Source organism: Bacillus sp. FSL R5-0439, assembly GCF_038008805.1.
GTDB classification, from domain to species: domain Bacteria; phylum Bacillota; class Bacilli; order Bacillales; family Bacillaceae; genus Bacillus; species Bacillus safensis.
Window position 1 is genome coordinate 3130995 of the sequence record NZ_JBBOZW010000001.1, and the last position, 24220, is coordinate 3155214.

A 24220-nucleotide genomic window follows, 5' to 3' on the forward strand; every position below is an offset into this window, starting at 1 on the left:
CAAAGCCCTCCTAAGATTTGATGGATTGAAGTACTTTAATACCTTGAATGATATTCCAAATGACAGAGATCAAAAAGCCAATGACTACTAAAAAAGACAAGATGAACACCGTCATGACTGGAATGAGCGAGTCGCCTGCCTGTGTCGCCAATAAAAACGGGATAGACCCAAAAACCAATACAATGCATGCTGCGACCGGTAAAAGATGTGACCATAATGCCCGCATCGCATGCCGTTTCGTTTCCTTTTGGTCTACTACAAAAACCGCCACGATCGGTACGATAAACGGCATAAAAAATACACTAAAGTAACAAATAGAAGCAATAATCGACTGATCTCTATTCATATATATTCGCTCCTTCATAACGAAAATTCCTTTCTAACTCATACGTTTATTGCGTATAAAAAGTTTCAAAATCATTCGATTTACATATGACCTTAGACACAAATTATTTCTTTTTGCACCTAAGAGTAGATTCTTCACAGATTACCCTTTAAAATATGTTGAAAAGATGGTGATTATCATTATAGGGGGTAATTATTTTGACAGATCATCATAATTCAAACCATACGGCTCAAACGCTTTTAGACCTTATACAGAAACAGAAAAGCATGAACAGCGATATGATCAGGGAGCTTGAGACCATTCATCCGTCTCATCCAAAGTATGGTGATATCCGTTATTTAAAGGTACTGCTCGACAGCAGCAGCACGCATATTTTAAAGGATTTAACGCACCTCAGTAATTTAATGCCGAAAGAAGATGTCCAATAAAAGAAAAACCCCTCTTATCGAGGGGTTTTCTTTATGAAGAAGTCACACTTTCTGTTTCTTTGACCAGCTGTTTCATACGCTTACGGTCACGCTCTAAAATAGGCTTCAAGTATTGACCTGTGTAAGATGTTTCTTCTTTTGCAATGTCTTCAGGAGTGCCGGAGGCAATGATCGTTCCGCCGCCTGCACCGCCTTCTGGTCCGAGATCAACGAGGTAATCAGCAGCCTTGATAATGTCAAGGTTGTGCTCAATGACCAGCACCGTATCACCGTTCTCAACCAAACGCTGAAGCACTTTTAATAAACGGGCAATATCATCCACATGCAGACCTGTTGTCGGCTCGTCCAAAATGTAAAGAGACCTTCCGTTTGAACGGCGGTGAAGCTCAGATGCCAATTTCACGCGCTGCGCCTCTCCTCCGGACAATGTCGTTGCAGGCTGTCCAAGTGTAATGTATCCAAGCCCCACATCATAAATCGTTTGAAGCTTCCGCTTAATTTTCGGGATATTCTCGAAAAATTGGAGTGCGTCCTCCACCGTCATTTCCAGCACATCAGCAATGTTCTTCCCTTTATATGTGACCTCAAGAGTTTCACGGTTATAACGTTTCCCGTGACACACTTCACAAGGTACATACACATCTGGCAAAAAGTGCATTTCAATTTTAATGATGCCATCCCCGCGGCACGCCTCACAGCGCCCGCCTTTGACGTTAAAACTGAATCTGCCTTTTTTATAACCTCTTACCTTTGCTTCGTTGGTTTGTGCAAACACATCCCGCACATCATCAAAGACACCTGTATACGTGGCAGGGTTCGATCTTGGTGTACGGCCAATTGGAGATTGATCAATATCAATGACCTTATCCAAATGATCCATTCCTTTGATTTCTTTGTGCTGACCTGGCTTCGCCTTCGCTCTGTGCAACTTTTGTGAAAGTGATTTTAATAGAATTTCATTCACAAGCGTACTTTTCCCTGAGCCGGATACTCCAGTCACAGCTGTAAAGACGCCAAGAGGAAACTTCGCATTCACGTTTTTCAGGTTGTTTTCTTTTGCACCTTTTATCTCAATATAGCGGCCGTCAGGCTTTCTTCTCTCAATTGGCAGCGGAATAAATTTCTCACCTGATAAATATTGTCCTGTTAATGATTTCGGGTCCTTCATGACTTCTTCTGGCGTTCCAGCTGAAATCACTTCTCCTCCATGAACTCCTGCTCCAGGTCCAATATCTATTAAATAATCAGCGGCTAGCATGGTATCTTCATCATGCTCGACGACAATCAGTGTGTTCCCGATGTCGCGCATGTTTTTCAACGTCCCAATCAACCGGTCATTATCGCGCTGATGCAGACCAATGGATGGTTCATCTAATATATAAAGAACACCTGTCAACCTTGACCCGATTTGAGTCGCCAGGCGAATCCGCTGCGCTTCTCCACCTGATAGTGTGCCAGCTGAGCGGCTCAAATTCAGATAATCTAATCCCACATTATTTAAGAAAGACAAGCGCTCTTTGATTTCACGCAAAATGAGCTGGGCAATCTGCAAATCTTTCTCAGACAACTCGATTTTTTCATAGAAATCAAGGGCATCAGAGACAGACAAATCGGTGATTTCTCCGATATGCTTGCCATTGATGAGAACCGCCAGCGTTTCTTTTTTCAGACGATATCCTTTACATGTCGGACATGGCTGATTCGCCATATATTTTTCCATTTGCTCACGAATATAATCAGAGCTGGTTTCTTTATAGCGTCGTTCAATATTACGAAGAACACCTTCAAACTCAATTTCATTTTCACGTACCTGTCCAAAATCATTTTCGTATTTAAAATAAATCCGTTCAGATCCGCTTCCATATAAAATTTTATCAAATAAATGCGATGGGATATCTTTCACAGGAATGTCCATGTCGATGCCATAATGTGTACATACGGCCTCAAGAAGCTGCGGATAGTATTGCGAGCTTTGCGGCTCCCATGGTGCAATGGCATGCTGACGTAAAGTCAGATCCTTATTAGGAATGACAAGCTCAGGGTCGACTTCTAGTTTGGAACCGAGCCCATCACAGCTCGGGCAGGCACCAAAAGGACTATTAAATGAAAACATTCTCGGCTCAAGTTCACCAATAGAGAACCCGCAATGCGGACAAGCATGATGTTCGCTGAATAACAGCTCTTCTTGTCCAATCACATCAATCATCACTCGGCCTTCGCCCAGCCGCAGCGCGGTTTCAAGTGAGTCAGACAGACGAGCAGCCACGCCTTCCTTCACCACAATTCGATCAATGACTACTTCAATGGAATGCTTCTTGTTCTTTTCAAGCTCGATATCTTCTGAAAGGTCTTCCATCTCTCCATCGACTCTCACTCGCACATAGCCCTGCTTCCGAATTTGATCAAGTACTTTCACATGTGTTCCTTTGCGGCCGGAAACAACTGGGGCAAGCACTTGTAATTTCGTTCTTTCAGGATACTCTAAAATACGATCTGTCATCTGCTCAATCGTTTGTGACGTAATTTCAATCCCATGTATAGGACAAATCGGTTTTCCGACTCGAGCATACAAGAGACGCAAATAATCATAAATCTCAGTGACAGTACCAACTGTTGATCTAGGGTTTCGGCTCGTCGTTTTCTGGTCAATACTAATCGCCGGAGAAAGACCTTCAATGGCATCTACATCCGGTTTATCCATTTGTCCAAGAAATTGGCGTGCATACGCTGAAAGAGATTCAACGTACCTGCGCTGACCTTCTGCATAAATGGTATCAAAGGCAAGCGACGATTTTCCTGAACCAGATAATCCCGTAATGACCACTAGCTGGTCACGCGGGATATTCACATCAATATTTTTAAGGTTGTGGGCTCTAGCACCTTTCACCTCTATTCGTTCCATAGCCATCAGGCAATCATCCTTCCGCTTTTAGCTCTAGCAATAGATCTCTTAATTCTGCTGCTTTTTCAAAATCAAGCGCTTTTGCTGCATCTTTCATTTCCATCTCGACTTTTTCGATCACTTTTTCTCTTTCTTTTTTGCTCATTTTCGAAAGCTTTGGTGCTGCTTTTGTTTCGTATTCTTCCGAATCCTCATGTATCTTTGTTGCCTTAATAACATCTCGAATTTTCTTATGGATCGTTTGTGGGGTAATCCCAAATTTCTCGTTATATGCTTCTTGCTGTTCTCGTCTTCGCTTCGTTTCTTGAATCGCAATGTCCATCGATTTCGTCATATTGTCTGCATACATAATGACCCGGCCTTCTGCATTTCTCGCTGCACGGCCAATCGTCTGGATGAGGGATCTTTCAGAGCGCAAAAAGCCTTCTTTATCCGCATCTAAAATGGCCACGAGCGACACCTCTGGAATATCCAGTCCTTCACGAAGAAGGTTGATTCCAACAAGCACATCATATTTACCGAGACGCAGATCACGGATAATCTCAATCCGCTCAAGGGTCTTAATTTCTGAATGCAGGTAATTTACCTTGATTCCGATTTCTTTTAAGTAATCAGTAAGATCCTCAGACATTTTCTTCGTCAATGTGGTCACGAGCACACGCTCATTTTTCTCAATTCGTGCATGAATTTCTCCAATTAAGTCATCAATTTGTCCTTCAATTGGGCGCACTTCAATAATTGGATCAAGTAATCCTGTTGGACGGATAATTTGTTCCACAACCTCAGGCGTTTTCTCAAGCTCGTATGGACCAGGCGTTGCTGATACATGCACGATATGATTGATATGCTTTTCAAACTCATTAAAGGTGAGCGGTCTGTTATCAAGTGCTGATGGAAGGCGGAATCCGTGATCAACCAACACTTGCTTTCTCGCTTGGTCCCCGTTGTACATGGCACGGATTTGCGGAATCGTCACATGCGATTCATCGACAACAATCATAAAGTCATCTGGGAAATAATCAAGCAGTGTGTAAGGTGTTGAACCAGGAGGACGCAAGGTCAGATGTCTTGAATAATTCTCGATTCCTGAACAAAAGCCCATCTCTCTCATCATCTCAAGGTCATATCTTGTCCGCTGCTCAAGGCGTTGCGCCTCAAGTAATTTTCCATTTTCGCGAAGCTTTTCGAGCTGTTCTTCTAGCTCTTGTTCAATATTGATAATGGCTTTTTCCATTTTTTCTTCTCTTGTGACGAAGTGAGATGCTGGGAAAATGGCCACATGATCACGATCACCAAGTATTTCTCCAGTCAACGCATCCACTTCACGAATACGTTCAATTTCATCACCGAAAAACTCCACTCTGATACAATGCTCATCTCGTGAAGCAGGAAAAATCTCAACAACGTCTCCTCTGACTCGGAAGGTTCCGCGCTGAAAATCTATATCATTACGAGAATACTGAATATCCACCAGCTTACGAAGGAGCTGATTGCGTTCAATCTCCATTTCAGTGCGCAAAGACAGCACAAGCTCTCTATATTCCTCTGGCGAACCTAAGCCATAAATACAGGACACACTGGCAATGATGATGACATCCCTTCTCTCAAATAACGAGGACGTAGCCGAGTGTCTCAGCTTATCAATCTCATCATTGATACTGGCATCCTTCTCAATAAATGTATCGGTCTGAGGTACATATGCCTCTGGCTGATAATAATCATAGTAACTCACAAAATATTCAACAGCATTATTCGGGAAAAATTCCTTGAATTCGCTGTATAACTGACCGGCAAGTGTCTTATTATGCGCAATGACAAGAGTCGGTTTGTTCACTTCTTTGATCAGGTTGGAGACAGTAAAGGTCTTTCCCGTACCTGTAGCACCTAACAGCGTTTGATGCTGTTTCCCCTGATGGATCCCCTCAACAAGCTTTTCAATTCCCTTTGGCTGATCTCCTTGGGGCTGATAGTTAGAAACTAATTCAAAGCGGTCACTCACATCAAAGCCTCCGTTTCGTTACGAAATCTATCTAATGAATATATTATCATAAAAGAACACAAAAATACGAACTAAAGTTCGGCTCTCACTTGATTTTTATTTCCAATACAGTCATACCCTCTCTCCCTTGGCAAATAACCCTCTTAAGAAAACCTTCCTTTCAGTATGGAACATTTTGGAGTGAGATATTCGATGAGCAGAAAAAGAAAGCTGTGCTTACTAGAAATCGTAAGCACAGCTCTTGTTTAAAACATGTCAGCTTTCAGCATTGAGATAACATCATTGTTGTTTTTCAGCTTTTTCTCTCTTTTCGATTTCTTTTTTAGCCATAAACAAAGCCCCAGCTACTAAAGAAATAATATCTAATCCCACAATAAAGTAGGTTTCTGTATAGCCTTTCATATACGAAGCAAATAAAAGCGCTGCTGTTAACGCAATGCCTACGTAATGATTATAAGTAACCTTTGAAAATAAAATAACGAGCAGGAAAGGAAAAACTAGTGCAAATATGGCTTTTGTAATCACAAAAACCCTCCCTCTTCATGGTCTACTTCCTTGATTATAGTAAAGATTGGCATATTGAACAATTCACAGTTTTCAATTTCGCCGTTTTTCTTCATATTCGTAGACTTTTGTTTTAGAAATAGAAGGAAATTAGTGAGATTGTCCCCTTTGTAAAGATAGGTCTTTCTGTCTTTGACAATAACATCCAATCAATCCTATGATTAAAATGATAGTGCGCACTATCATTTTAAAAAATAGAGAAACATACAAACCATTGGCTATTTGGATAAGGGGGCATTCCCATGTATTCAGTTTTATTTCATGCGGCTGAAGAATCCGCATCACTCGCAGGGGCAAAAGGCCTAAATTTAATCAAATTAAACAATCACGGCCTGCCAGTCCCAGATGGATTTATTATTAAAACCAACAGCTTTGAAAGCTTTCTTTCATATCACAATCTGCAGCCAGCAGAACAAAATCTTTCTCAAAAAATCAAAGAAGCATCGTTTCCTTCACAAATGGAAGCAGAGCTGCTTTCGTCCTTTCAATCATTGCGGAAGACTTATCCCTCAGTTGCAGTCCGCTCCTCTGCTGTTGCTGAAGATCTCGAAGGGGCCTCATTTGCAGGACAGTACGAGACCTATTTAAATATCAAATCAAATGAAGAATTTTTACTAGCTGTCAAAGAATGCTGGTCTTCTTATTTTGCAGCGAGAGTCGTAGACTATAAGGAAGAGATGAATGAAAACGAAGAAGAGATTCCGCTTATGGCCGTTGTCGTTCAAGGATTGGTCCATTCTGACGTCTCCGGTGTCATCTTTAGTGAGAATCCCATATCTGGAAAAACAAATGAAATGATGCTGACCGCAAGCTACGGCTTGGGAGAAGCAATTGTCTCCGGTCTTGTGACACCAGACACGTTTATTGTAGATAAAGAGAACTTTTCGATTGAAAAAACACTTGGGGCGAAAGAGCTGCAAATTGTTCCTTTCCAAGAGGGTGTCATCGAGGAGCCAGTAGCGGTGGAAATGGCTGGCCAGTTTTGCCTGAACGATGATCAATTGAAAGAAATCGCACAAATCACAAAACAAGTAGAAGCACTTTACGGACATGGAGTCGATATCGAATTTGGTATAGCAAATGGGTCGTTTTATTTACTTCAAGCAAGGCCGATTACGACAGCTCTCTCAAAATCAGCAAATGAAACAGCAGGTGCTTCTTTTCTCATGCAGCCAGAAGAGCTGCAAGATTTCTGGATTTCAATGGACGATCATATGCCTGGTCCAACAAGCCCTCTTTTCTCAAGCCTGATCATACCAGCCTTAAAAAGCGGGATGAAGAAAAATGGAGAAAAGTATCAAGTACCTGATATGAACATCAAAGATATTAAGCTTTACAGGGGACACCTATACTCTGCACCGGAAATGTCTCAAGTGGGAGAGACAGCTGCACCCGTTTTTAATGAAAGTATGTTTGAGTTATTTCCACATCTAAGTGAACGGATGTATAAGATTCTTGAAGAAAACTTCTTTCCATTTTACGAAAAACTCGATCGCCAAATAAATGAGCCTATAACCATTGAAAAAGCAATCGAAGGCTTTGAAGAATTAAAGGCTTTTTATATACGAGCATATGATGATCATTTTGATATCATCATGCCACAAGTCATTCTGTCATCCATAATCGAAGACATGCTTGTGACGTATACCGGTGATCAAACACAAGTCGTCTTGCTGCACGAAATGATGATAGGCGTGATGAACAAATCTCTTGAAATAGATAAGATGCTATCGGATATAGCAAAGGAAGTCCTTCAAGATCCAGAACTTCATCAAGCATTTATTCAGCATGAAAAGAACCCAGAGCTGTTGTATGCACTCAATCACTCGAAAAAAGGAAAACACTTCATTTCGAAATTAGAAGAATTTCTCCAAGTTTACGGCTGGCGATCTGTTAAAAGTCATGACTTTACGGAAGAAACATGGATAGAGAACCCTGAATATATATTAGATATCATTAGAAATAACATTCAGACCCGATGTGATTTTGATGAAGAATTTGCAAAAGCAGTGATCAAAAGACAAGAGACGTATAAACATTTTATGAGTCAAGTGAAGGATGAGTCGTTTAAAACAAAATTTGAGACGCTGTATCAATATGCCCTTCAAGCAGCGAATATCCGAGATGACCACCATTTCTACATTGATGCCATGTTAGATGCTAAAGCCCGGGTATATCTATTAAAAATTGGTGAACTTCTTACACAAAAAGGAGCAATTCCTCATCAAGATGATATATGGAATCTCTATGATGAAGAGGTATACAAAGCACTCACAACGTCTACCTCATTCGAATCGGTTGTCCAGCAAAGAAAAATAGAAATGAAACAAAATGAAGACATTCAACTCCCAGCTTACACCGGCACACCAACTGAAGCTGAATTGCAGCAAGTGGAAAGAATGCTTGGTTCGTTAAGAGAAAACGAAAACAACACAAACGATGTGATCCATGGAATTGGCGCATCCAGTGGTATTGTTTCTGGAAGAGTAAAAGTCATTACATGCGCTGAAGAATTCTCACAATTTCAAAAGGATGATATTTTAGTTTGCAAATCGACTACACCCTTATGGACGAGCTTATTTAGAGATGCAAAAGCAGTCATCACAGATGCTGGAGGCATTTTATCCCATTCAGCTATTATTGCTAGAGAGTATATGATGCCAGCTGTCTTAGGGACTAGAATAGCAACTGAAACACTCCAATCCGGTGACCTTGTGACAGTAGATGGCAGCAATGGACGCGTTCAGATATTAAATCAGCATTCACGTTCATGAACTAATCGTATTGGCGGTCATAGATTTTATCGGTATACTTACTTTGTTGCAAACACATTCATAACCTGAGGTGAGTATGCTTGTTAAAATCTACAAATCAACGAATCATTCGCGCAACAATGGATTTATTAACTGAAAAGGGCTATCAAAAAACAACAACCAAAGAAATAGCGACAAAAGCGAATGTGAGTGAAGCAACTATTTTCCGCAACTTTAAAAACAAACGCGGCGTCATTGCTGCCATTATGAAGATGAAATCATTACCGACAAAAACCCTAGAAGCAGAATTTAAAGGCGATTTATACACCGATTTAAAGTTTCTCGGTACCTATTTCCTTGAAAATTTGACTTCCAAAAAAGAATTTATTTATATCAGCATGCGAGAACCGGATATGTTTAAGGATTTAACGAATCATGAAAAGTTATATCCTCAAGAACTGAGAGAAATGCTGATACAATATTTCAAAAAGATGGGTGCCAAGCATCATGTATTAAAAGAAAAAGAAGACATTTATGCAGACATCTTCATTAGTACGTATTATGGATTTTTCATTCAGCAACTAGAGCAAGATTTCCAACTCGTGCTCACACAAAAAGAAGATTTTATTGAGACATGCACACACATTTTCATGAGAGGAATTTCTCCCGCTTAAAGGGTGAAATTCTTCTTTTTTACAAAAGGTGGTATACACATTGAAGTTAAACAAAGAGAGCCTCATCATCTATTCTTTGTTGCTTGGGGCTATACTAGTTCCAGTCAACTCAACGATGATCGCAGTTGCTCTATCATCCATATCAACGTATTATGATCAATCCCTTTCAAACATCACTTGGGTTGTCACAATTTATCTTATTGTCATGGCAGTCACACAGCCTATCGCTGGTAAGTTAGGAGATATATACGGACACCGGCGAATGTATTTAATTGGGGTCATGCTCTTTTTAATTGGCTCGATCGGATGTGCTTTAGCACCTAATCTAGCTTTTCTCATCATTTTTCGTTCCATTCAAGCAGCTGGTGGTGCTATTTTAACACCGAATAGCATTGCATTGATTCGTGCAACAGTATCCCCCGAAAAACTGTCTAAAACAATGGGATACTTTGGGTTTGGAGCCGGTATTGGTGCCGCACTTGGACCTTTTATTGGTTCGATTCTTATTCAGAGTTTTGATTGGCACTCTATATTCTTTGTAAATATCCCATTCTTGTTCCTTACACTTGTGACCGGCGTATTACTCATTCCAAAAATAAACCATACACGCTTACAAGTAAATGTGGACATCATTGGTTCATTGTACTTAACCATCGGGATTGCCACACTCATTCTATGCACAAAAAGCCATTTGCTAAATGAATACTTGATCTATGGAATTCTAGCGTTGATCGTCATTCCATTATTCTTTATACATGTACGGAAAGTAAAGAATCCGATCATCGATTTATCGCTTTTTAAAAACAGTTCATTTACAAATGCTAACCTGTCGATCATGCTAAGTAATTTTGTCATGTATGCCATCCTTCTAATTATGCCGCTGTTTATGGAACAACAACTTTCACTGTCTCATACACAAAGCGGTATCATTCTATCAGTATTTTCTCTTTGCATGTCTATTAGCGGCTTGCTAGGGGCAAGACTCCATCCGAAAAAAGGCGCTAAAAAAATGATTAGCTTTTCATTTATCTGCCTCACTTTATCAGGGATCATGTTAATCACACTCAGTCAGTACCCTACCTTACCACTGCTTATCGTGACACTTATCGCAGGTGGAATTTCATCAGGGATTGGAATGACTAGTATGCAGATGGCTTCTTTAACGTCTGTTGATCAAAGCTTATCCGGTTCAGCATCTGGTATTTTCTCTACCTTTCGATATTTTGGCAGTATCATTTCGTCTACATTGATTGGTGTCATGAGTGGTTTTCAATCTTTATTTATTGTATTAATGGGTGCAGGCATTCTTGGTTTCTTTTTATCTCAACGTGTAAAAACAAAATCAACCTCCCCATCATCTGAACATTCCGCCTAATGGCTCCCTTGCTCTATGTCTATTTAGAGCGGGGGAGTTTTTCATCATTTGTATCACTGTAAGCTATAGCAAGTGCATCCATCAAATCCTGAAAATCATCTTTTAAAGAAGGAAAAATGGCATACGACCAGACAAAAAAGGAACTTCAAGTACAAATTGTCTCCCCTCACTTCACCTAAAAACTCTTTTTCATTCTTTTCAGCATAGATAACTTCAATTTTTTTTCACAATTTTTGTGGTATGATTTTGAAAATAGAGAACGCAAAGGAGCGGAAGAATGGAACGCATGAAATATGTTTTAATCTGTTTATCAGCTCTACTTTTATTCTTGACAGGCTGTGGAAAAGAACAGCAATTTACACCGCCAGGCAGCTCTCAATCGATCGCTGTCATCTCTCAATTAAAAAAAGCCTCCTTTTCAATAGTTGATATACAAAAAAACAAAATGCTCTCTTCTGTGGATTTAAAACACCCACTTACTGATCTTATTCAAATCAATAAAGACGTCATCATTGCTACAAGTAAAGAGGGAGAATCCCTTATCGAAATCAATTTAAAAAAAGGGACAGCAACAGATTATATGAATTTGGATAAAGGGCTGACTTCCCTTACATATGATGCAGCTTCTCATACATTAATTGCTGCAAATTCGCAGAAAAATGTCGTTTATTTTATTGATACGAAGAGTAAAAAAATAAAATCAACTGTGAAAACCGGAAAATTACCTTCTTCTATGACACTTTCTTCATCAGGTGTTTTATTTGTTTTAAATGCAGAAAGTCATACTGTCTCAGTCATAGATATTGAAAAGGAAAAAAATATACGTACGTTTTCTGTACTTGAACGGCCTTCTGGGATTCATTTTGATGGGCAGTCCATTTGGATCGGCGGCCATGGTAAACAAGGTACCTTAAATAAGAGTATTCTTGCTTATGACCCTAAAACTGGCAAAAAACAGCGAGAAATAAAGCTAGGCGTTATGCCTGTTGCATTTTTTCCAGAGAAAAATTCTTCTACTTTATATGTACTATGTCATGGAGATCATACGCTATACAAAGTAGATACCAAAACAAATAAGCAGCTTGCTTCTGTTGAAACTGGTCAAAATCCGAATTATATCACCGCTGATACGACATCAATTTATGTGAGTAACTTGGATGACAACTCAGTATCCATCATCGATAAACACTCACTTATTATGAAAAATCAACTAAATGTCCCATCAGGACCTTATGCTATCGTGTTGGAGGAAAAGAAATGAAGGAACAAATGCGTATTTTAATCGTAGATGATGAGCTTGATATGCTTGAGTTAATCGGGTCTTTTTTAAAGAGACATGGCTTTCACATTACTACTGCGAATAATGGAAAAGATGCCTTGTATCAGCTTGATAAGGAATCTATTGACCTTGTTGTATTAGATATCATGATGCCTGACATGGATGGATTTGAAGTCTGTCAGCGTATTCGACAAACATCTCAAATTCCAATTTTATTTTTAACAGCAAGGAGTTATGAGGAGGACCGAATTAGAGGACTTGAAATTGGAGCAGATGACTACATCATGAAACCTTTCAGTCTACGTGAGCTAGCAGCAAGAATTGAAACAACCCTGAGACGAATTAGAGGTCTTTCACTAAAGCGCAGCCGAATACAGATTGGTGACATGGAGATTGATCAAGATGGCAGACAAGTTTACCTCCATCAACAGCCCGTTAATTTAACAAGAAGAGAATTTGATTTACTCATGTTTCTTTTGCTCAACCAAGGACAAGTGTTTTCAAGAGAACACCTTTATCAAAAATTGTGGGAATCACATTCAACGAGCGGCTCTTTAAGAACAGTCGATACACATATCAAAACGCTGCGACTGAAATTAAAGGAAGCAGAACGATATATTAAAACCGTTTGGGGTGTCGGCTATAAGTTTGAGGAGGAAGGATGAAGCCATTATCGATTAAAAAGAAAGTACTCTTCTTAATCCTTGCAGTGATCGGAATCGTTGCAGCCTCAGCGCTTGCCCTTACTTTTTACTTATACCAGCATTTATATATTGATAAACAGATCGATTCCTTAAGTTTGCAAGGTAAGAAGCTGGCAGAAATCTATCACACACACGGGAAAGACAAGTATTTTACCGACAGAATGAAATGGGCAAATGACTCAAGTCAGGCGAACGTTATTTTTACAGATGATCCAATGGAACTTTCAAGTGGACTTCCTTTTGATACGGACACAAATGACAATCTCATTACGTTCAAGGAACGCCAAAAGCTCCTTCAAGGTGAAACCGTTGTGTTAATTAGAGAACACCCGAAGTTTCACCAAGATATTCTTGGCATCGCCATTCCTGTTTTCTCAAGTAATGATGATCTATCGGGAACTATTTTCCTCTCCATGCCCTTATCAGATGTATATGAACCCTTTGTTCAAATTAGATTGACGCTTGGTATATCCATCTTATTGATTATGCTCCTGATATTCTTGATCGGATATAAGAGCTCCAATAAAATTGTGCAGACAATTAATAAAATGAAAGAAATTGCAATAGAAATGGAATCTGGTGATTTCTCAAAACGAATGGCCGTAACCAAAAAAGGAGATGAGTTAAACCAGCTTAGTCGCTCCTTTAATAAACTGTCTTCAACTCTCGAAAAAGTTGAACAGCACCGTAGAGAATTTCTTGCGAATGTCTCTCACGAACTTAGAACGCCTTTAAGTTATATGAAAGGCTATGCAGAAGGAATTGAAGAAGGGATCATTGATCAAAAGAAAGGGATGCAAATCATCCAAGATGAGGCCGCACGTTTAAGCCGTCTTGTGCACGATCTTTTAGATCTTGCACAGTTAGAAGGAGACTCTTATCCACTAACGATGGAGCCAATTGTCTTTGCACAGCTGATCCACGATGTTCTTGATCAAATGGCATTCGTCGCAGGCAATAAAAGCATTACTTTCAAACGAATGCTTGAAGAGGATTGTATTGTTTATGGTGATAGCGACCGTCTCCAACAAGTGATACGTAATTTACTGGACAATGCCATTCATTACACGCCATCTGGGAAATCAATATCGATTGAATTACAAGCTCACCAAAGTGTTGCTCAATTGAGAGTGACTGACGAAGGCAATGGTATTCCAAAAGAAGATCTTCCACATGTTTCTGAGCGATTTTATCGTGTCAATAAAGCACGAACAAGAAAAGATGGCGGCTCTGGCCTTGGACTAGCCATTGTCTATCAAATCATCAAAAAACATCATGGGACATTCGACATTCAATCTGAGCCTGGGTTTGGTACAACAGCCATCATTCAACTTCCCAATGCTCCATTCAATGAGAGCTCACCTACTCTATAGCTACTGGCATATTTTACTCTCATTGGAATCACTATTTTATCTGATAAATTCAGTATCCATAGAACTTTCTACAACTTGAACAGCTCTTTTCATTAAGAGCTGTTTTTATTTCTAAAAAATAAAAAAATGGCCTTTTTTTATTAACATTTTATTCATATTTGCTTGTTACACTTTTTTCAAGTGAAGAAAAAGGAGTGACATGCTTTTGATCAGACGTTTTCAGAAATTTGATATTTATTTATTTTTCATATTGATCTTATCTGCCATCTTAAACATTTATAACATTTGGGAAGATGATACGGTGAATGCGTATTATACTGCGGCTGTCACAAGTATGATGCAAAGCTGGCATAATTTCTTCTTTGCTTCATTTGATCCAGCAGGATATGTCACGGTGGATAAACCCCCGCTCACCTTCTGGCTGCAAACGATGAGTGCCAAAATTTTTGGTCTCCATGGATGGAGCGTCATCTTGCCTCAAGCTTTAGCAGGCATTGGATCTGTTTATCTGATCTATCGTCTTGTCAAACCAACTTTTGGTCAAGCAGCGGCAAGATTAGCGGCACTTATCATGGCGTGTACACCTATTGCGGTTGCTGTATCTCGAACAAATAATATTGACAGCTTACTTGTCTTTATACTTTTACTAGCAACAGGAATGATGTTCAAGGCTGTAAAACAGCAAAAGGTTCTTTGGGCGATTGTTTCGTTTGCGATGATTGGCGTCGGCTTTAATACAAAAATGCTACAAGCCTATATGATCGTACCAGCACTCATTCTTTTTTACATCATTGCCTACCGAACGACATGGAAGAAAAAGTTGTTATCACTGATGATTTCAATGATTGTTCTTTTAGGTGTATCTGCTTCTTGGTCTATCGCTGTTGATCTCACTTATAAAGACAATCGCCCTTATATGGGATCAAGTCAATCGAACTCAGCACTAGAATTAGCCTTTGGTTACAACGGTCTTCAGCGGTTGACTGGTCAACAGTCTGGCGGGGGAGGTGGCACAAATCAGGGTGAGGGACAGCCACCTTCACAGCAGGGTGATCAGCAAAATGACAATGATTCATCCACCATGCCTCAGCCGCCATCTAATGGAAATCAAAACAACTCAGACAATTCAAACCAATCATCCAGTCAGGAACAGCCTTCAATGCAAGGACCACCAAGCAGTGCAAACGGCACAACACCACCTGATATGCCATTTGGCGGTAATGGTGATGGGCCGCCAAATGGCGTGGGCGGAAAAATGGGAAATGGCTCCGGCATGTTTGGTACAGGAACCAAGGGACCGCTACGTCTGTTCCAATCTGAACTATCCGATCAAATCAGCTGGCTGCTTCCATTTGCAATCTTCGGTGCGATTGGTATCTTCTTCTCGACTGCCTTTGAAAGAAGACGTCTCAATACAAAACAAAAAGAAACTCTATTTTGGTTAGCTTGGCTTATACCTGTTGCTGCATTTTTCAGTGTAGCAGGATTTTTCCATCATTATTATTTGATCATGCTGGCACCACCAATTGCTGTATTAGCAGGAGCCGGATGGGTTTCGATGACACAATTGCTTCAAACAGGAACTGGGTTTAAAAAATGGCTGCTTCCATTTGCGATATTCGTTACAACAGCATTTGAAATCTTTATCCTATCCACTTTTACAAGCACGATCGGTCTTGGACTAAGCATTGCAGTCGGTATCATTGGTGTTGGAACAATCCTTTCTCTGCTTTTGATAAAAGGAAAAGAAAAACGAAAACAATTCGTGTCTCTCATCGCCATCCTTGGCATGCTGGTTGCACCACTATACTGGGCAAGCACACCTCTTCTTTATGGAGGAAATAGTATGCTTCCAGAGGCTGGTCCTCAGCTTGCCACTTCAAGTGGCAGCATGAGTTCACAAGTCAATGAAAAGTTGATCAGCTATCTTGAGAAAAACAATACGGGAGAAGAATTCCTATTCGGAACAACAGATGCAACCACTGCTTCACCTTACATTATTAAAACTGGAAAAGCTGTTATGGCATTAGGTGGATTTAGTGGATCTGATAACATTCTCACTCTTAGTGAATTCAAACAGCTCGTCAAAGACGGCAAAATCAAATACTTCTATCTTTCTGGTATGAGAGGCGGCAGCTCTGACATTCTAACTTGGATTCAAAAAAATGGAAAAGAAGTATCTGCTTCTAAATGGCAGAACAGCTCTACATCCAAAGTGAACCAACAAACAGACAGCCAACAATCAGAACAAAATGATCAGTCAAATGGACGAATGGGCGGAATGGAGAGCGGCACTCTTTATGAACTATCCGTTGATTAATTCATCTATTAAAAGGGAGGAACGATGACTGATGGAAAAGAACATACAATATTCTATTGTAGTCCCAGTCTATAATGAAGAGCTTGTGATCCATGAATCCTATCAGCGACTGAAAACAGTCATGGATTCGACGGGAGAAGCATACGAGCTTCTCTTCGTCAATGACGGTAGTATGGATCGAACAGCTGAACTAATTAAAGGGTATTCCCAAAACGATCCAAAGGTAAGACTCATTGATTTCTCACGTAACTTCGGACACCAAATTGCAATTACAGCTGGGGTGGATTATGCAAAGGGAGAAGCTGTCATCGTGATAGATGCAGACCTACAAGATCCGCCTGAATTGATATTAGAGATGATCGCAAAATGGAAAGAAGGCTATGAAGTCGTATACGCCGTGCGCACCAAACGAAAAGGTGAAACTTTTTTCAAAAAGCAAACCGCTTCTCTTTTCTATCGCGTTTTACGTCAAATCACCGAAGTAGATATCCCAATCGACACCGGCGACTTCAGGTTAATGGATCGTAGAGTGTGCCATGAAATGAGAAAAATACGAGAAAAAAATCCATTTGTTCGCGGCCTAGTCAGCTGGGTAGGTTTCAAACAAATTGCAGTAGAGTACGTTCGAGATGAACGTCTAGCAGGAGAAACAAAATACCCGCTCAAAAAGATGCTTAAGCTCTCGATGGATGGAATCACTTCCTTTTCCTATAAACCTTTGAAGCTAGCGAGTATAGCAGGAATTGCCCTTTCCGCTATCGGATTCATTTCAATGTTTCTTGTACTTTACTTAAAGATTTTTACAAACAGCACCATTACAGGATGGAGTTCATTAATTGTCATACAGCTGTTCTTTAGCGGCATTATCCTCTTTATGCTGGGAATGATTGGGGAATACATCGGCCGAATCTACGACGAGGCAAAAGATCGACCACTTTACATCGTAAGAGAGAGTTACGGGCTTCAGTCAAAGCCACATCCTGTTCAACCTCCTGTTCATTTCAAGCAATACAAACAGCATTAAAAAAGCGTGTGAGACCTCTTTCAAGGTCCCGCACGCTTTTTGTATTAAGCAGCTGTTTCAAACCGCTTTCTATTAATGAAGAAAGAAAGAGTAATCATCAGATAAATGCCCATCGTGACCATTGTTTGGACAATCGGAGTTGTTGACACAACGCCGATGAAAATGGCAATGATCGCAATCACAGAAAACCATGTTGTAAAAGGATACAGCTTCACACGATATCCTCCTGGTTCTGCTACACTTCGAGATTTTAAATGCCCGACAGCAATAATAAACCAGATGAATAAGACCGTATAGCTTAAAGATCCCATTAAATAATTAAAGGTTTGACTTCCTACAAAAAGAGAAATCAATACAGCGGCATACAATGTAGATGTACACACTAGGATTGCTCTAACAGGCACCTGCTGTTTTGATAGCTTTGAGAAGCCCTTCCATACACGTCCATCCATCGCTTGCGTATAAAGTACCCTTGAGGATGCGTACAGTCCAGAGTTCATAGAAGACAAGATCGCTAGTAAAATGATACCGTTCATGATGTCACTTGCATATGGCACGCCAATCGTTGCAAACACGGTGACGAATGGACTCACTTGCTCATTGTTTACTTGATTCCAAGGAATCAAGCTGACGATGATGAAGAACGGCAGTACATAGAAACCGATGATTCGTACAAATGTACTTTGAATAGCCTTTGGAATGACTTTTTCAGGGTTTTTTGTTTCTGCTAATGTGACCCCAATCATTTCCGTCCCGCCATATGAATACACCACAACAAGCATAGCCGCAATTAAGCCGCCCGTTCCATTCGGGAAAAATCCTCCATGGCCGGTTAAGTTGGATAATCCCGGTGCTGCATGCTGACCAAATGAGACAAAAAGCATGGTTAACCCAATGATAATAAATAAAATAATGACAGCAATTTTAATAGAAGCTAACCAGTACTCCGTCTCAGCAAACATTTTAACGGAACAAACATTGATCAATGTCACAACAAGTGAAATGATTAACACAAGTATCCAAATCGGCACCTGTGGGAACCAGTACTGAATAAAGATCGCAGATACGATCGCTTCTGCTGCAATGTTCAGCACCCACATTTTCCAGTATATCCAATCTAAGAAATAGGCCGGATATTTGCCTAACACAGGTTCAATTAAATCACGAAATGTTCTTGCACCAGGTCGTGCAACCGTCATTTCAGCAAGTCCTTGCATAATAAATAATAAAATAAGACCACCAATCATATATGCCAAAATGACAGCAGGACCTGCGATATCAATAGCAGAGCTGCTTCCTTTAAAAAGACCAGCACCAATTGCACCGCCAAGTGCGAGCATCATAATATGCCTTGACGTCATTGTTCGTTTTAACTGCACATGTTCCTTTTCCATTTTCTTTAGCTCCTTTAAATTTGAATCTTCAGACAAATATAAGATAAAAGCATATAAAAAGGCCAGTCATCTCCTGAAGAGACGACTGACCTTGCAACCGCGTTACCACTCTAATTGATTCAACCCTAGCTGAATCCAACTTAAAACCCGTTAACGGAGGTCACACGTAAAGACTTACTATTCATTCAGTCTTACCGCTCTTTGAGCGAGTTCAATGATTCGTTTTACTGCGTTGCACCAACCCGCAGCTCTCTTAAAAAACGGATGTTCATCTACTATTCTCAAGTCAAAGCGTTTATAGTCAATTTGTATATTCATCAAAGATTTTATTTTTTAAATATACTGACTAACCACGCAATTGTCAACATCCTTTTTCAGACATTCTCTTTTAACGAATCCAAACAGCTACTTCATCCATCGGACGGCGCGTTTTGCCGCGCTTCGGCTCGGTCACACGATAACCAAAGGCTGCCATGACAGAAATATCATACTGACCATCCTCAAGCAGCCCTTCTTCATCTAGAATGCGATGAATCTCATCGTAGCTGAATCCCTCGACTGGACATGAATCAATACCAATTTGCGCAGCGGCTGTCATCATGTTTCCAAGGGCAATATACGTTTGTTTTGAAGCCCAATCAAAGAGCGTACGTTCATTTTCTAACAAATGAAGATCATTCTCTTGGAATTCTTGGTAGCGTCCCTTCACCATCTCGAACGTTTCGTCTGTCATTCCTTTGATTTGCTTGTTGATGTATTCTGCATATGCTGAATCATAACGGGCGTCTGTTCTTGCCAAGATGATCACAAAATGGCTCGCAGTCGGAAGCTGCTTTTGCGCTCCCCATGTATACTCTTTTAATTTTTCTCTAAATGCTTCATTTTGAACAACGAGGAACTTCCAAGGTTCAAACCCTACAGAGCTTGGGGAAAGTCTTCCTGTTTCTAAAATAAACGCAAAATCATCTTCTGATATTTTTTTCGCTGGATCAAACTCTTTTGTCGCATGGCGGAACTCATACGCCTCAATGATTTCTTTTTTTAATTGCTCTTTGTCTCGCATTGTATTCATCCTTTCTATTATCCAATTAGGGGGTGTGTTTCATCAATCCAATTTCTTTCCATTCACATATAGAAATTGTTATGATAAGAAAACAAACAGCCCGAATGTGTGATGTGATATCTCTATGGTATAAGAAAAGCTTCGAGTGATTCAAGTACGCACATTTTTGTTCGTTAGTTACCATCTTGTTCGTATATCACCAAATTTGCCTTAGAAAGGAGTCTTAAGATGAGTGCACCATCCAATCCAGTCAGTATTGTTAATCATGGCTGTCCCGTTTCAGTGACGACAAGTGTCATCGGAGGGAAATGGAAAGGAGTGATCCTTTATCATTTGACTTGCGGACCAAAACGCTACAATGAATTGCGCCGGCTTCTGCCAAGAATTTCTCAGCGTGTCCTCACACTGCAATTGCGTGAGCTTGAACAAGACGGCGTTGTTCATAGAGAAGTCTATGAGGAGGTCCCCCCTCGTGTCGAATATTCACTCACTTCTCTCGGAAATACCTTAAAGCCTATCATCTTCGCCATGCGTGAATGGGGCGAATCCTACGGGAAAGAAGCGCGCCCAAAAGAAAAAAGCTGCCATCTCTAGCAGCTTTTTTTAAGATGAAATTGCCGTTGGTTCTTGCTGTGGATCATCCTTTACAAACAGGATGCCAAGCTGATGATGCTCCCCTTCATAAGAAGCCCGTTTCTCAAATCTTGTCTGACCATTTAAGCCAATGATCTCGAGCTTTGTTAGAGCACGATTGGTTTGAAGGGCTTCATAAAATTCCGAAACGGTTTTTACCTCAATTCCATTCACTTTTGTAATGACCTCTCCGATCTCAAGCTTTAAATCAGCCGCTGGTGTATTTGGAATAATTCCTAGCACCATCAGCCCTTGATTACGCTTAGAGAAGTAGAACGGGGCAGCATTGTCATTGACCCTCTGCTTCCATGAGAGAAAGGCTCTTCCTATCACCGCAATCAATACAGCTCCCCAAGCAATCGGTTCAAACCAAATACTTGCAGCACCTAATAAGGCGACAGCGAGTCCGAGCATGAGAATACGCCGCGCTGTAATTTGAATACTAACAATTGGCAGTGAGCCTTGAATTCTCTGACCGAATCCGATGATATAAGGAATCAAAATAAATGAAAAGCTTTGATCATGCACTTGAAGCACCGGCCACCATGGCAGAGAAGAAGTGAATTCACCTGCTGGCATCAGCAAAACAAGCGGTAAAAGCCACAGACGGTTTGCCCGCTGCTGACCAATTAAAAGTCCTCTCGCACTCATCACCATAGCAGGCGATGTACGTAAATGCGCCGTTCGATAGGCTAGGATCCCCTCGGTCATTAATAAAAGTCCTAGCAGAATGACAACGGCTGATGCATTCATCATTGAGAGCTGCGGCAGCCAAGAATGACTCACTTGGAAATGCATCAGTCCAAGTGCCGCAATAAAACTGAAACCGAGTGTGTATGCAGACGAAAGCGCACTCGCCTTAAAGAATAAAGAGAAAACGATGGTCATCGCTGCAATCAGCACGATGAATCCAGGGGGGAGGGCAATCCCTAAGCCTACTGAAATGACGGATAGGCATATCCCTAGAATCCATCCCTTTGAATATGTAAATTTAAGTTCATCGTATACATCTTCTATTCTTGTTTGAAACGCTTTTCTCTCCCGCTTTACGCGGATGTAGCCATGCAATAGGCTGATTAATATCATGAAATAAAAAAGAGGATGGATTAAAAACAGACCGACCGCTTTTAATCCGGCTCCCATCCACTCCGAGCTCATTATCGTTCACCGCCCAAGTCAAGCATTTTCTCTTATTCTATCAAATAAATCGATGCTTGACATCAGGTTTATTTCTCCTGATTCATCCAAAGTGTGACATTCGACAGTGAAAAATCTTTTAAGTAGTGATTGACATCTACATCTAGTATGCCGCCGAGCAGCTGCATCGACCTCTTGATGTCGGTTAAGTTTATACCAAGTCTCTTATGATTATCCATTAAATAATTGAAGTATATCTCAGCACAGTCTTCATCGATTTCGTCGACTGATTCTACCGTTGTGTAATTGACCAAGTACCTGCTTAACAGCATGAGCAGACTTAATGCCTTTGTAGCGGAAAACGTCACATCTTTCGAACGACTCTTAAGTTCCTCTACCAACTCGTAATATTTTTTCTCTCTCACAATACTTGCCCTTTTCAATTGTGTACCCCCATTTACTAGTTCTTTTAAGAAAAGCGCAAACCTCGGTACAGCTTAATGCTCAAGCTGAATATCCGCAAAAAATAAAATATTTAAAATGAGTGCTACTTTTTATTGTAAGAATTATTTATGTAACATACAACTTTCAAAAGTTTCATTTTCATGACATGTTTAAATCAACAGAAAGTCTCTTATATACATATGTTATCGGGTAAAATCGAAGGAATGTTATGTTTTTTGTAAAATAAATGAATATATTTCTCGATATAATTTATTTTTAATCATAAATTATTACATGTTCATGACACTTATGAACCAAAAAAAAGAGGCTATTATTCGCCTCTTTATTTTTTAAGATATAGTGCTTTTAGTGCAGTCTGTAATTGAAGGTCATTTTTTTCGTATGATTTCACTTCATCCACCATTTTGTTCATCATTTCCGCTGTTTTCAAATCAATGACACCTGATTTATCGAGATTGTATGTGCTTTGGAAGGCAAGTACGGCCTTTTTCGTTTCTTCATCAAAGTATCCATCTACTCTGCCAGGGTCAAATGACAATCCCTTTAACAGCGTCTGGGCTTGTCTCACTTCTTCATTGTTCATATCAAGCTGAAGCGGTTCTTTTAGCTGAAGCGGACCTGCGGTAAAGTAATCCGGCTGATGAATTGCAATTGTCGGTACGACGCCTTTTTTGTGAATCCAATTGCCTTTTGGCGTGAGCCATTTATACAGCGTTAATTTAATATTACTTCCATCTCCCATCGGAACCGCCTGCTGCACAGTTCCTTTTCCAAAGGAGACATCACCGACGACTTCATACTTGCCAGCTTCTTTCATGGCTCCAGCAAGTATTTCCGAAGCGGAAGCACTGCCTTTATCAATTAAGACATTGACTGGGTAAGGTTTTTGTTCTTTCAGTTTTGAAAAATATCGTTTCCGGTCGCCATTCCGTTCTGCGATTTGAATATAGGGCTGATCTTTCGTAATAAAATGCTTCAAAATATCTTCCACACTTTGCAGATAGCCGCCAGGGTTTCCTCTCACATCCAGTACAAGGCCTTCTATGCCCTTTTTCTCGAGCTGTTTCAGGCTTGACGTGAAATCCTTCGCCGTATCTTCAGAGAAGCTGGAGATCGCAATATAGCCTGTTTTATGCCCATTGACCTCTTTTACAGAGGAAGTCACTGTTTCAAGCGGGATTTCCTCTCGTTTGATATGGAACGTTAGCTCTTTTTCAATCCCATTTCGTTTGATTGTTAAGGCGACAGAAGTTCCTTTTTTCCCTCTTATTTTCAGCACAGCATCGTTTAAGCTTTTTTCTTTCATCGGTTCACCGTCAATGCTGATGACTTCATCTTTCGGCTTTAGACCCGCTTTTGCCGCAGGGGATTTTTTAAAGGCGGAGACGATAATGATTTTTCCTTCATCCATCCCCACTTCTGCCCCAATCCCCTCAAAGGAAGAATCAAGCGAATCAGAAAATTGCTTTGCGGTTTGCTTGTCCATGTATACTGAATATGGATCGTTTAACGTCGAAAGCATTCCTTGGATCGCGCCTTCAAGTAGCTTTTGCCGATCCACTTCCTCTACATATTCATTCGAAATAAGGTCATAGGCTTTCTCGATCTTTTCCATCCCATTCTCTTTCGCCTTATCACTTGATTGAGCTTGTCCAGCCATTGCAGCAGCTGCTTGCGGTGACTCCGCATGAGTTCCTTCTTTATGCGTCATCACACCTGCACTTATTAAGAGAACGACACTTGCCATAATAGATGCGATTTGTTTTTTCATATTTGGCCTCCTTCTT

19 protein-coding genes and 1 other annotated feature are annotated in these 24220 nt (G+C 40.4%); of the genes, 10 read left to right on the plus strand and 9 right to left on the minus strand.

Going from position 1 to position 24220, the window contains the following annotated elements:
- Positions 1-10: 10 nt before the first annotated feature.
- Complete coding sequence (locus NST59_RS16225) at positions 11-346, minus strand: membrane protein (RefSeq protein ID WP_047201847.1); 336 nt, start codon at positions 344-346, stop codon at positions 11-13.
- Between the two features lie 197 nt (positions 347-543).
- Here NST59_RS16225 and NST59_RS16230 point away from each other — a divergent pair, with 197 nt between their 5' ends.
- A complete protein-coding gene (locus NST59_RS16230) occupies positions 544-774 on the plus strand; it encodes a hypothetical protein (protein ID WP_047201848.1) in 231 nt (76 codons plus the stop codon).
- Between the two features lie 31 nt (positions 775-805).
- Here NST59_RS16230 and uvrA read toward each other — a convergent pair whose 3' ends face one another.
- The 3 genes from uvrA to NST59_RS16245 all read right to left on the minus strand — a co-directional run bounded on the left by uvrA (position 806) and on the right by NST59_RS16245 (position 6200).
- On the minus strand, positions 806-3682 hold the full coding sequence (gene uvrA, locus NST59_RS16235; RefSeq protein WP_047201849.1) for an excinuclease ABC subunit UvrA: 2877 nt from the start codon (positions 3680-3682) through the stop codon (positions 806-808).
- 7 nt (positions 3683-3689) lie between these two features.
- Positions 3690-5675 (minus strand): excinuclease ABC subunit UvrB, encoded by a 1986-nt coding sequence (gene uvrB, locus NST59_RS16240; RefSeq protein ID WP_341040822.1) that lies wholly within the window; start codon positions 5673-5675, stop codon positions 3690-3692.
- 279 nt (positions 5676-5954) lie between these two features.
- Positions 5955-6200 carry a CsbA family protein gene (locus NST59_RS16245; RefSeq protein WP_064497990.1) on the minus strand — a complete coding sequence of 82 codons (246 nt, stop codon included), beginning with the start codon at positions 6198-6200 and terminating at the stop codon, positions 5955-5957.
- Between the two features lie 281 nt (positions 6201-6481).
- On the opposite strand from NST59_RS16245, the gene NST59_RS16250 reads away from it, so the two are divergent.
- The 8 genes from NST59_RS16250 to NST59_RS16285 all read left to right on the plus strand — a co-directional run bounded on the left by NST59_RS16250 (position 6482) and on the right by NST59_RS16285 (position 17741).
- The gene (locus NST59_RS16250; protein ID WP_144490015.1) at positions 6482-9013 is read left to right on the plus strand and encodes a PEP/pyruvate-binding domain-containing protein; all 2532 of its coding nucleotides are present in this window, start codon (positions 6482-6484) and stop codon (positions 9011-9013) included.
- A gap of 80 nt (positions 9014-9093) precedes the next feature.
- Complete coding sequence (locus NST59_RS16255; RefSeq protein WP_039181719.1) at positions 9094-9666, plus strand: TetR/AcrR family transcriptional regulator; 573 nt, start codon at positions 9094-9096, stop codon at positions 9664-9666.
- 40 nt (positions 9667-9706) lie between these two features.
- Complete coding sequence (locus NST59_RS16260) at positions 9707-11041, plus strand: MFS transporter (RefSeq protein WP_059377552.1); 1335 nt, start codon at positions 9707-9709, stop codon at positions 11039-11041.
- A 277-nt stretch (positions 11042-11318) separates the two neighbouring features.
- Positions 11319-12302, plus strand: coding sequence for a hypothetical protein (locus NST59_RS16265; RefSeq protein ID WP_099663653.1), 984 nt, complete (start codon positions 11319-11321; stop codon positions 12300-12302).
- Positions 12299-12985, plus strand: coding sequence for a response regulator transcription factor (locus NST59_RS16270; RefSeq protein WP_144516289.1), 687 nt, complete (start codon positions 12299-12301; stop codon positions 12983-12985). The genes NST59_RS16265 and NST59_RS16270 overlap by 4 nt, the downstream gene beginning before the upstream one ends.
- Positions 12982-14397, plus strand: a complete 1416-nt coding sequence (locus tag NST59_RS16275) for a HAMP domain-containing sensor histidine kinase (protein ID WP_144490011.1) — start codon at positions 12982-12984, stop codon at positions 14395-14397. Before NST59_RS16270 ends, NST59_RS16275 begins: the two co-directional genes overlap by 4 nt.
- Before the next feature lie 205 nt (positions 14398-14602).
- Complete coding sequence (locus NST59_RS16280) at positions 14603-16717, plus strand: ArnT family glycosyltransferase (protein ID WP_341040823.1); 2115 nt, start codon at positions 14603-14605, stop codon at positions 16715-16717.
- A 31-nt stretch (positions 16718-16748) separates the two neighbouring features.
- Positions 16749-17741, plus strand: coding sequence for a glycosyltransferase family 2 protein (locus NST59_RS16285; RefSeq protein ID WP_106025572.1), 993 nt, complete (start codon positions 16749-16751; stop codon positions 17739-17741).
- Positions 17742-17785: 44 nt separating this feature from the next.
- On the opposite strand, the gene NST59_RS16290 is transcribed toward NST59_RS16285, so the two are convergent.
- Positions 17786-19135, minus strand: coding sequence for an amino acid permease (locus NST59_RS16290; RefSeq protein WP_059377561.1), 1350 nt, complete (start codon positions 19133-19135; stop codon positions 17786-17788).
- 74 nt (positions 19136-19209) lie between these two features.
- Positions 19210-19434 (minus strand) — a binding site (T-box leader).
- 89 nt (positions 19435-19523) lie between these two features.
- Positions 19524-20198: an NAD(P)H-dependent oxidoreductase gene (locus NST59_RS16295; protein WP_039181741.1), complete on the minus strand. Its 675-nt coding sequence runs from the start codon at positions 20196-20198 to the stop codon at positions 19524-19526.
- A 228-nt stretch (positions 20199-20426) separates the two neighbouring features.
- Here NST59_RS16295 and NST59_RS16300 point away from each other — a divergent pair, with 228 nt between their 5' ends.
- Positions 20427-20792: a winged helix-turn-helix transcriptional regulator gene (locus NST59_RS16300; RefSeq protein ID WP_024423595.1), complete on the plus strand. Its 366-nt coding sequence runs from the start codon at positions 20427-20429 to the stop codon at positions 20790-20792.
- A 9-nt stretch (positions 20793-20801) separates the two neighbouring features.
- Here the strand turns inward: NST59_RS16300 and NST59_RS16305 are convergent, their stop codons facing one another.
- The 3 genes from NST59_RS16305 to ctpB form a co-directional block, all read right to left on the minus strand.
- Complete coding sequence (locus tag NST59_RS16305; protein WP_024426241.1) at positions 20802-21989, minus strand: PDZ domain-containing protein; 1188 nt, start codon at positions 21987-21989, stop codon at positions 20802-20804.
- A 68-nt stretch (positions 21990-22057) separates the two neighbouring features.
- Positions 22058-22411, minus strand: coding sequence for a swarming motility protein SwrAA (locus tag NST59_RS16310; protein WP_003212923.1), 354 nt, complete (start codon positions 22409-22411; stop codon positions 22058-22060).
- A 344-nt stretch (positions 22412-22755) separates the two neighbouring features.
- Complete coding sequence (gene ctpB / locus NST59_RS16315) at positions 22756-24204, minus strand: carboxy-terminal processing protease CtpB (RefSeq protein WP_039181746.1); 1449 nt, start codon at positions 24202-24204, stop codon at positions 22756-22758.
- Positions 24205-24220 lie beyond the last annotated feature (16 nt).

Coding starts and splice junctions, on each gene's coding strand:
- NST59_RS16275 (WP_144490011.1), top strand. CDS start 12,982: ATGAAGCCATTATCGATTAAAAAGAAAGTACTCTTCTTAATCCTTGCA.
- ctpB (WP_039181746.1), bottom strand. CDS start 24,204: ATGAAAAAACAAATCGCATCTATTATGGCAAGTGTCGTTCTCTTAATA.
- NST59_RS16285 (WP_106025572.1), top strand. CDS start 16,749: ATGGAAAAGAACATACAATATTCTATTGTAGTCCCAGTCTATAATGAA.
- NST59_RS16265 (WP_099663653.1), top strand. CDS start 11,319: ATGGAACGCATGAAATATGTTTTAATCTGTTTATCAGCTCTACTTTTA.
- NST59_RS16270 (WP_144516289.1), top strand. CDS start 12,299: ATGAAGGAACAAATGCGTATTTTAATCGTAGATGATGAGCTTGATATG.
- NST59_RS16250 (WP_144490015.1), top strand. CDS start 6,482: ATGTATTCAGTTTTATTTCATGCGGCTGAAGAATCCGCATCACTCGCA.
- NST59_RS16295 (WP_039181741.1), bottom strand. CDS start 20,198: ATGCGAGACAAAGAGCAATTAAAAAAAGAAATCATTGAGGCGTATGAG.
- NST59_RS16300 (WP_024423595.1), top strand. CDS start 20,427: ATGAGTGCACCATCCAATCCAGTCAGTATTGTTAATCATGGCTGTCCC.
- NST59_RS16290 (WP_059377561.1), bottom strand. CDS start 19,135: ATGGAAAAGGAACATGTGCAGTTAAAACGAACAATGACGTCAAGGCAT.
- NST59_RS16305 (WP_024426241.1), bottom strand. CDS start 21,989: ATGAGCTCGGAGTGGATGGGAGCCGGATTAAAAGCGGTCGGTCTGTTT.
- uvrA (WP_047201849.1), bottom strand. CDS start 3,682: ATGGCTATGGAACGAATAGAGGTGAAAGGTGCTAGAGCCCACAACCTT.
- NST59_RS16225 (WP_047201847.1), bottom strand. CDS start 346: ATGAATAGAGATCAGTCGATTATTGCTTCTATTTGTTACTTTAGTGTA.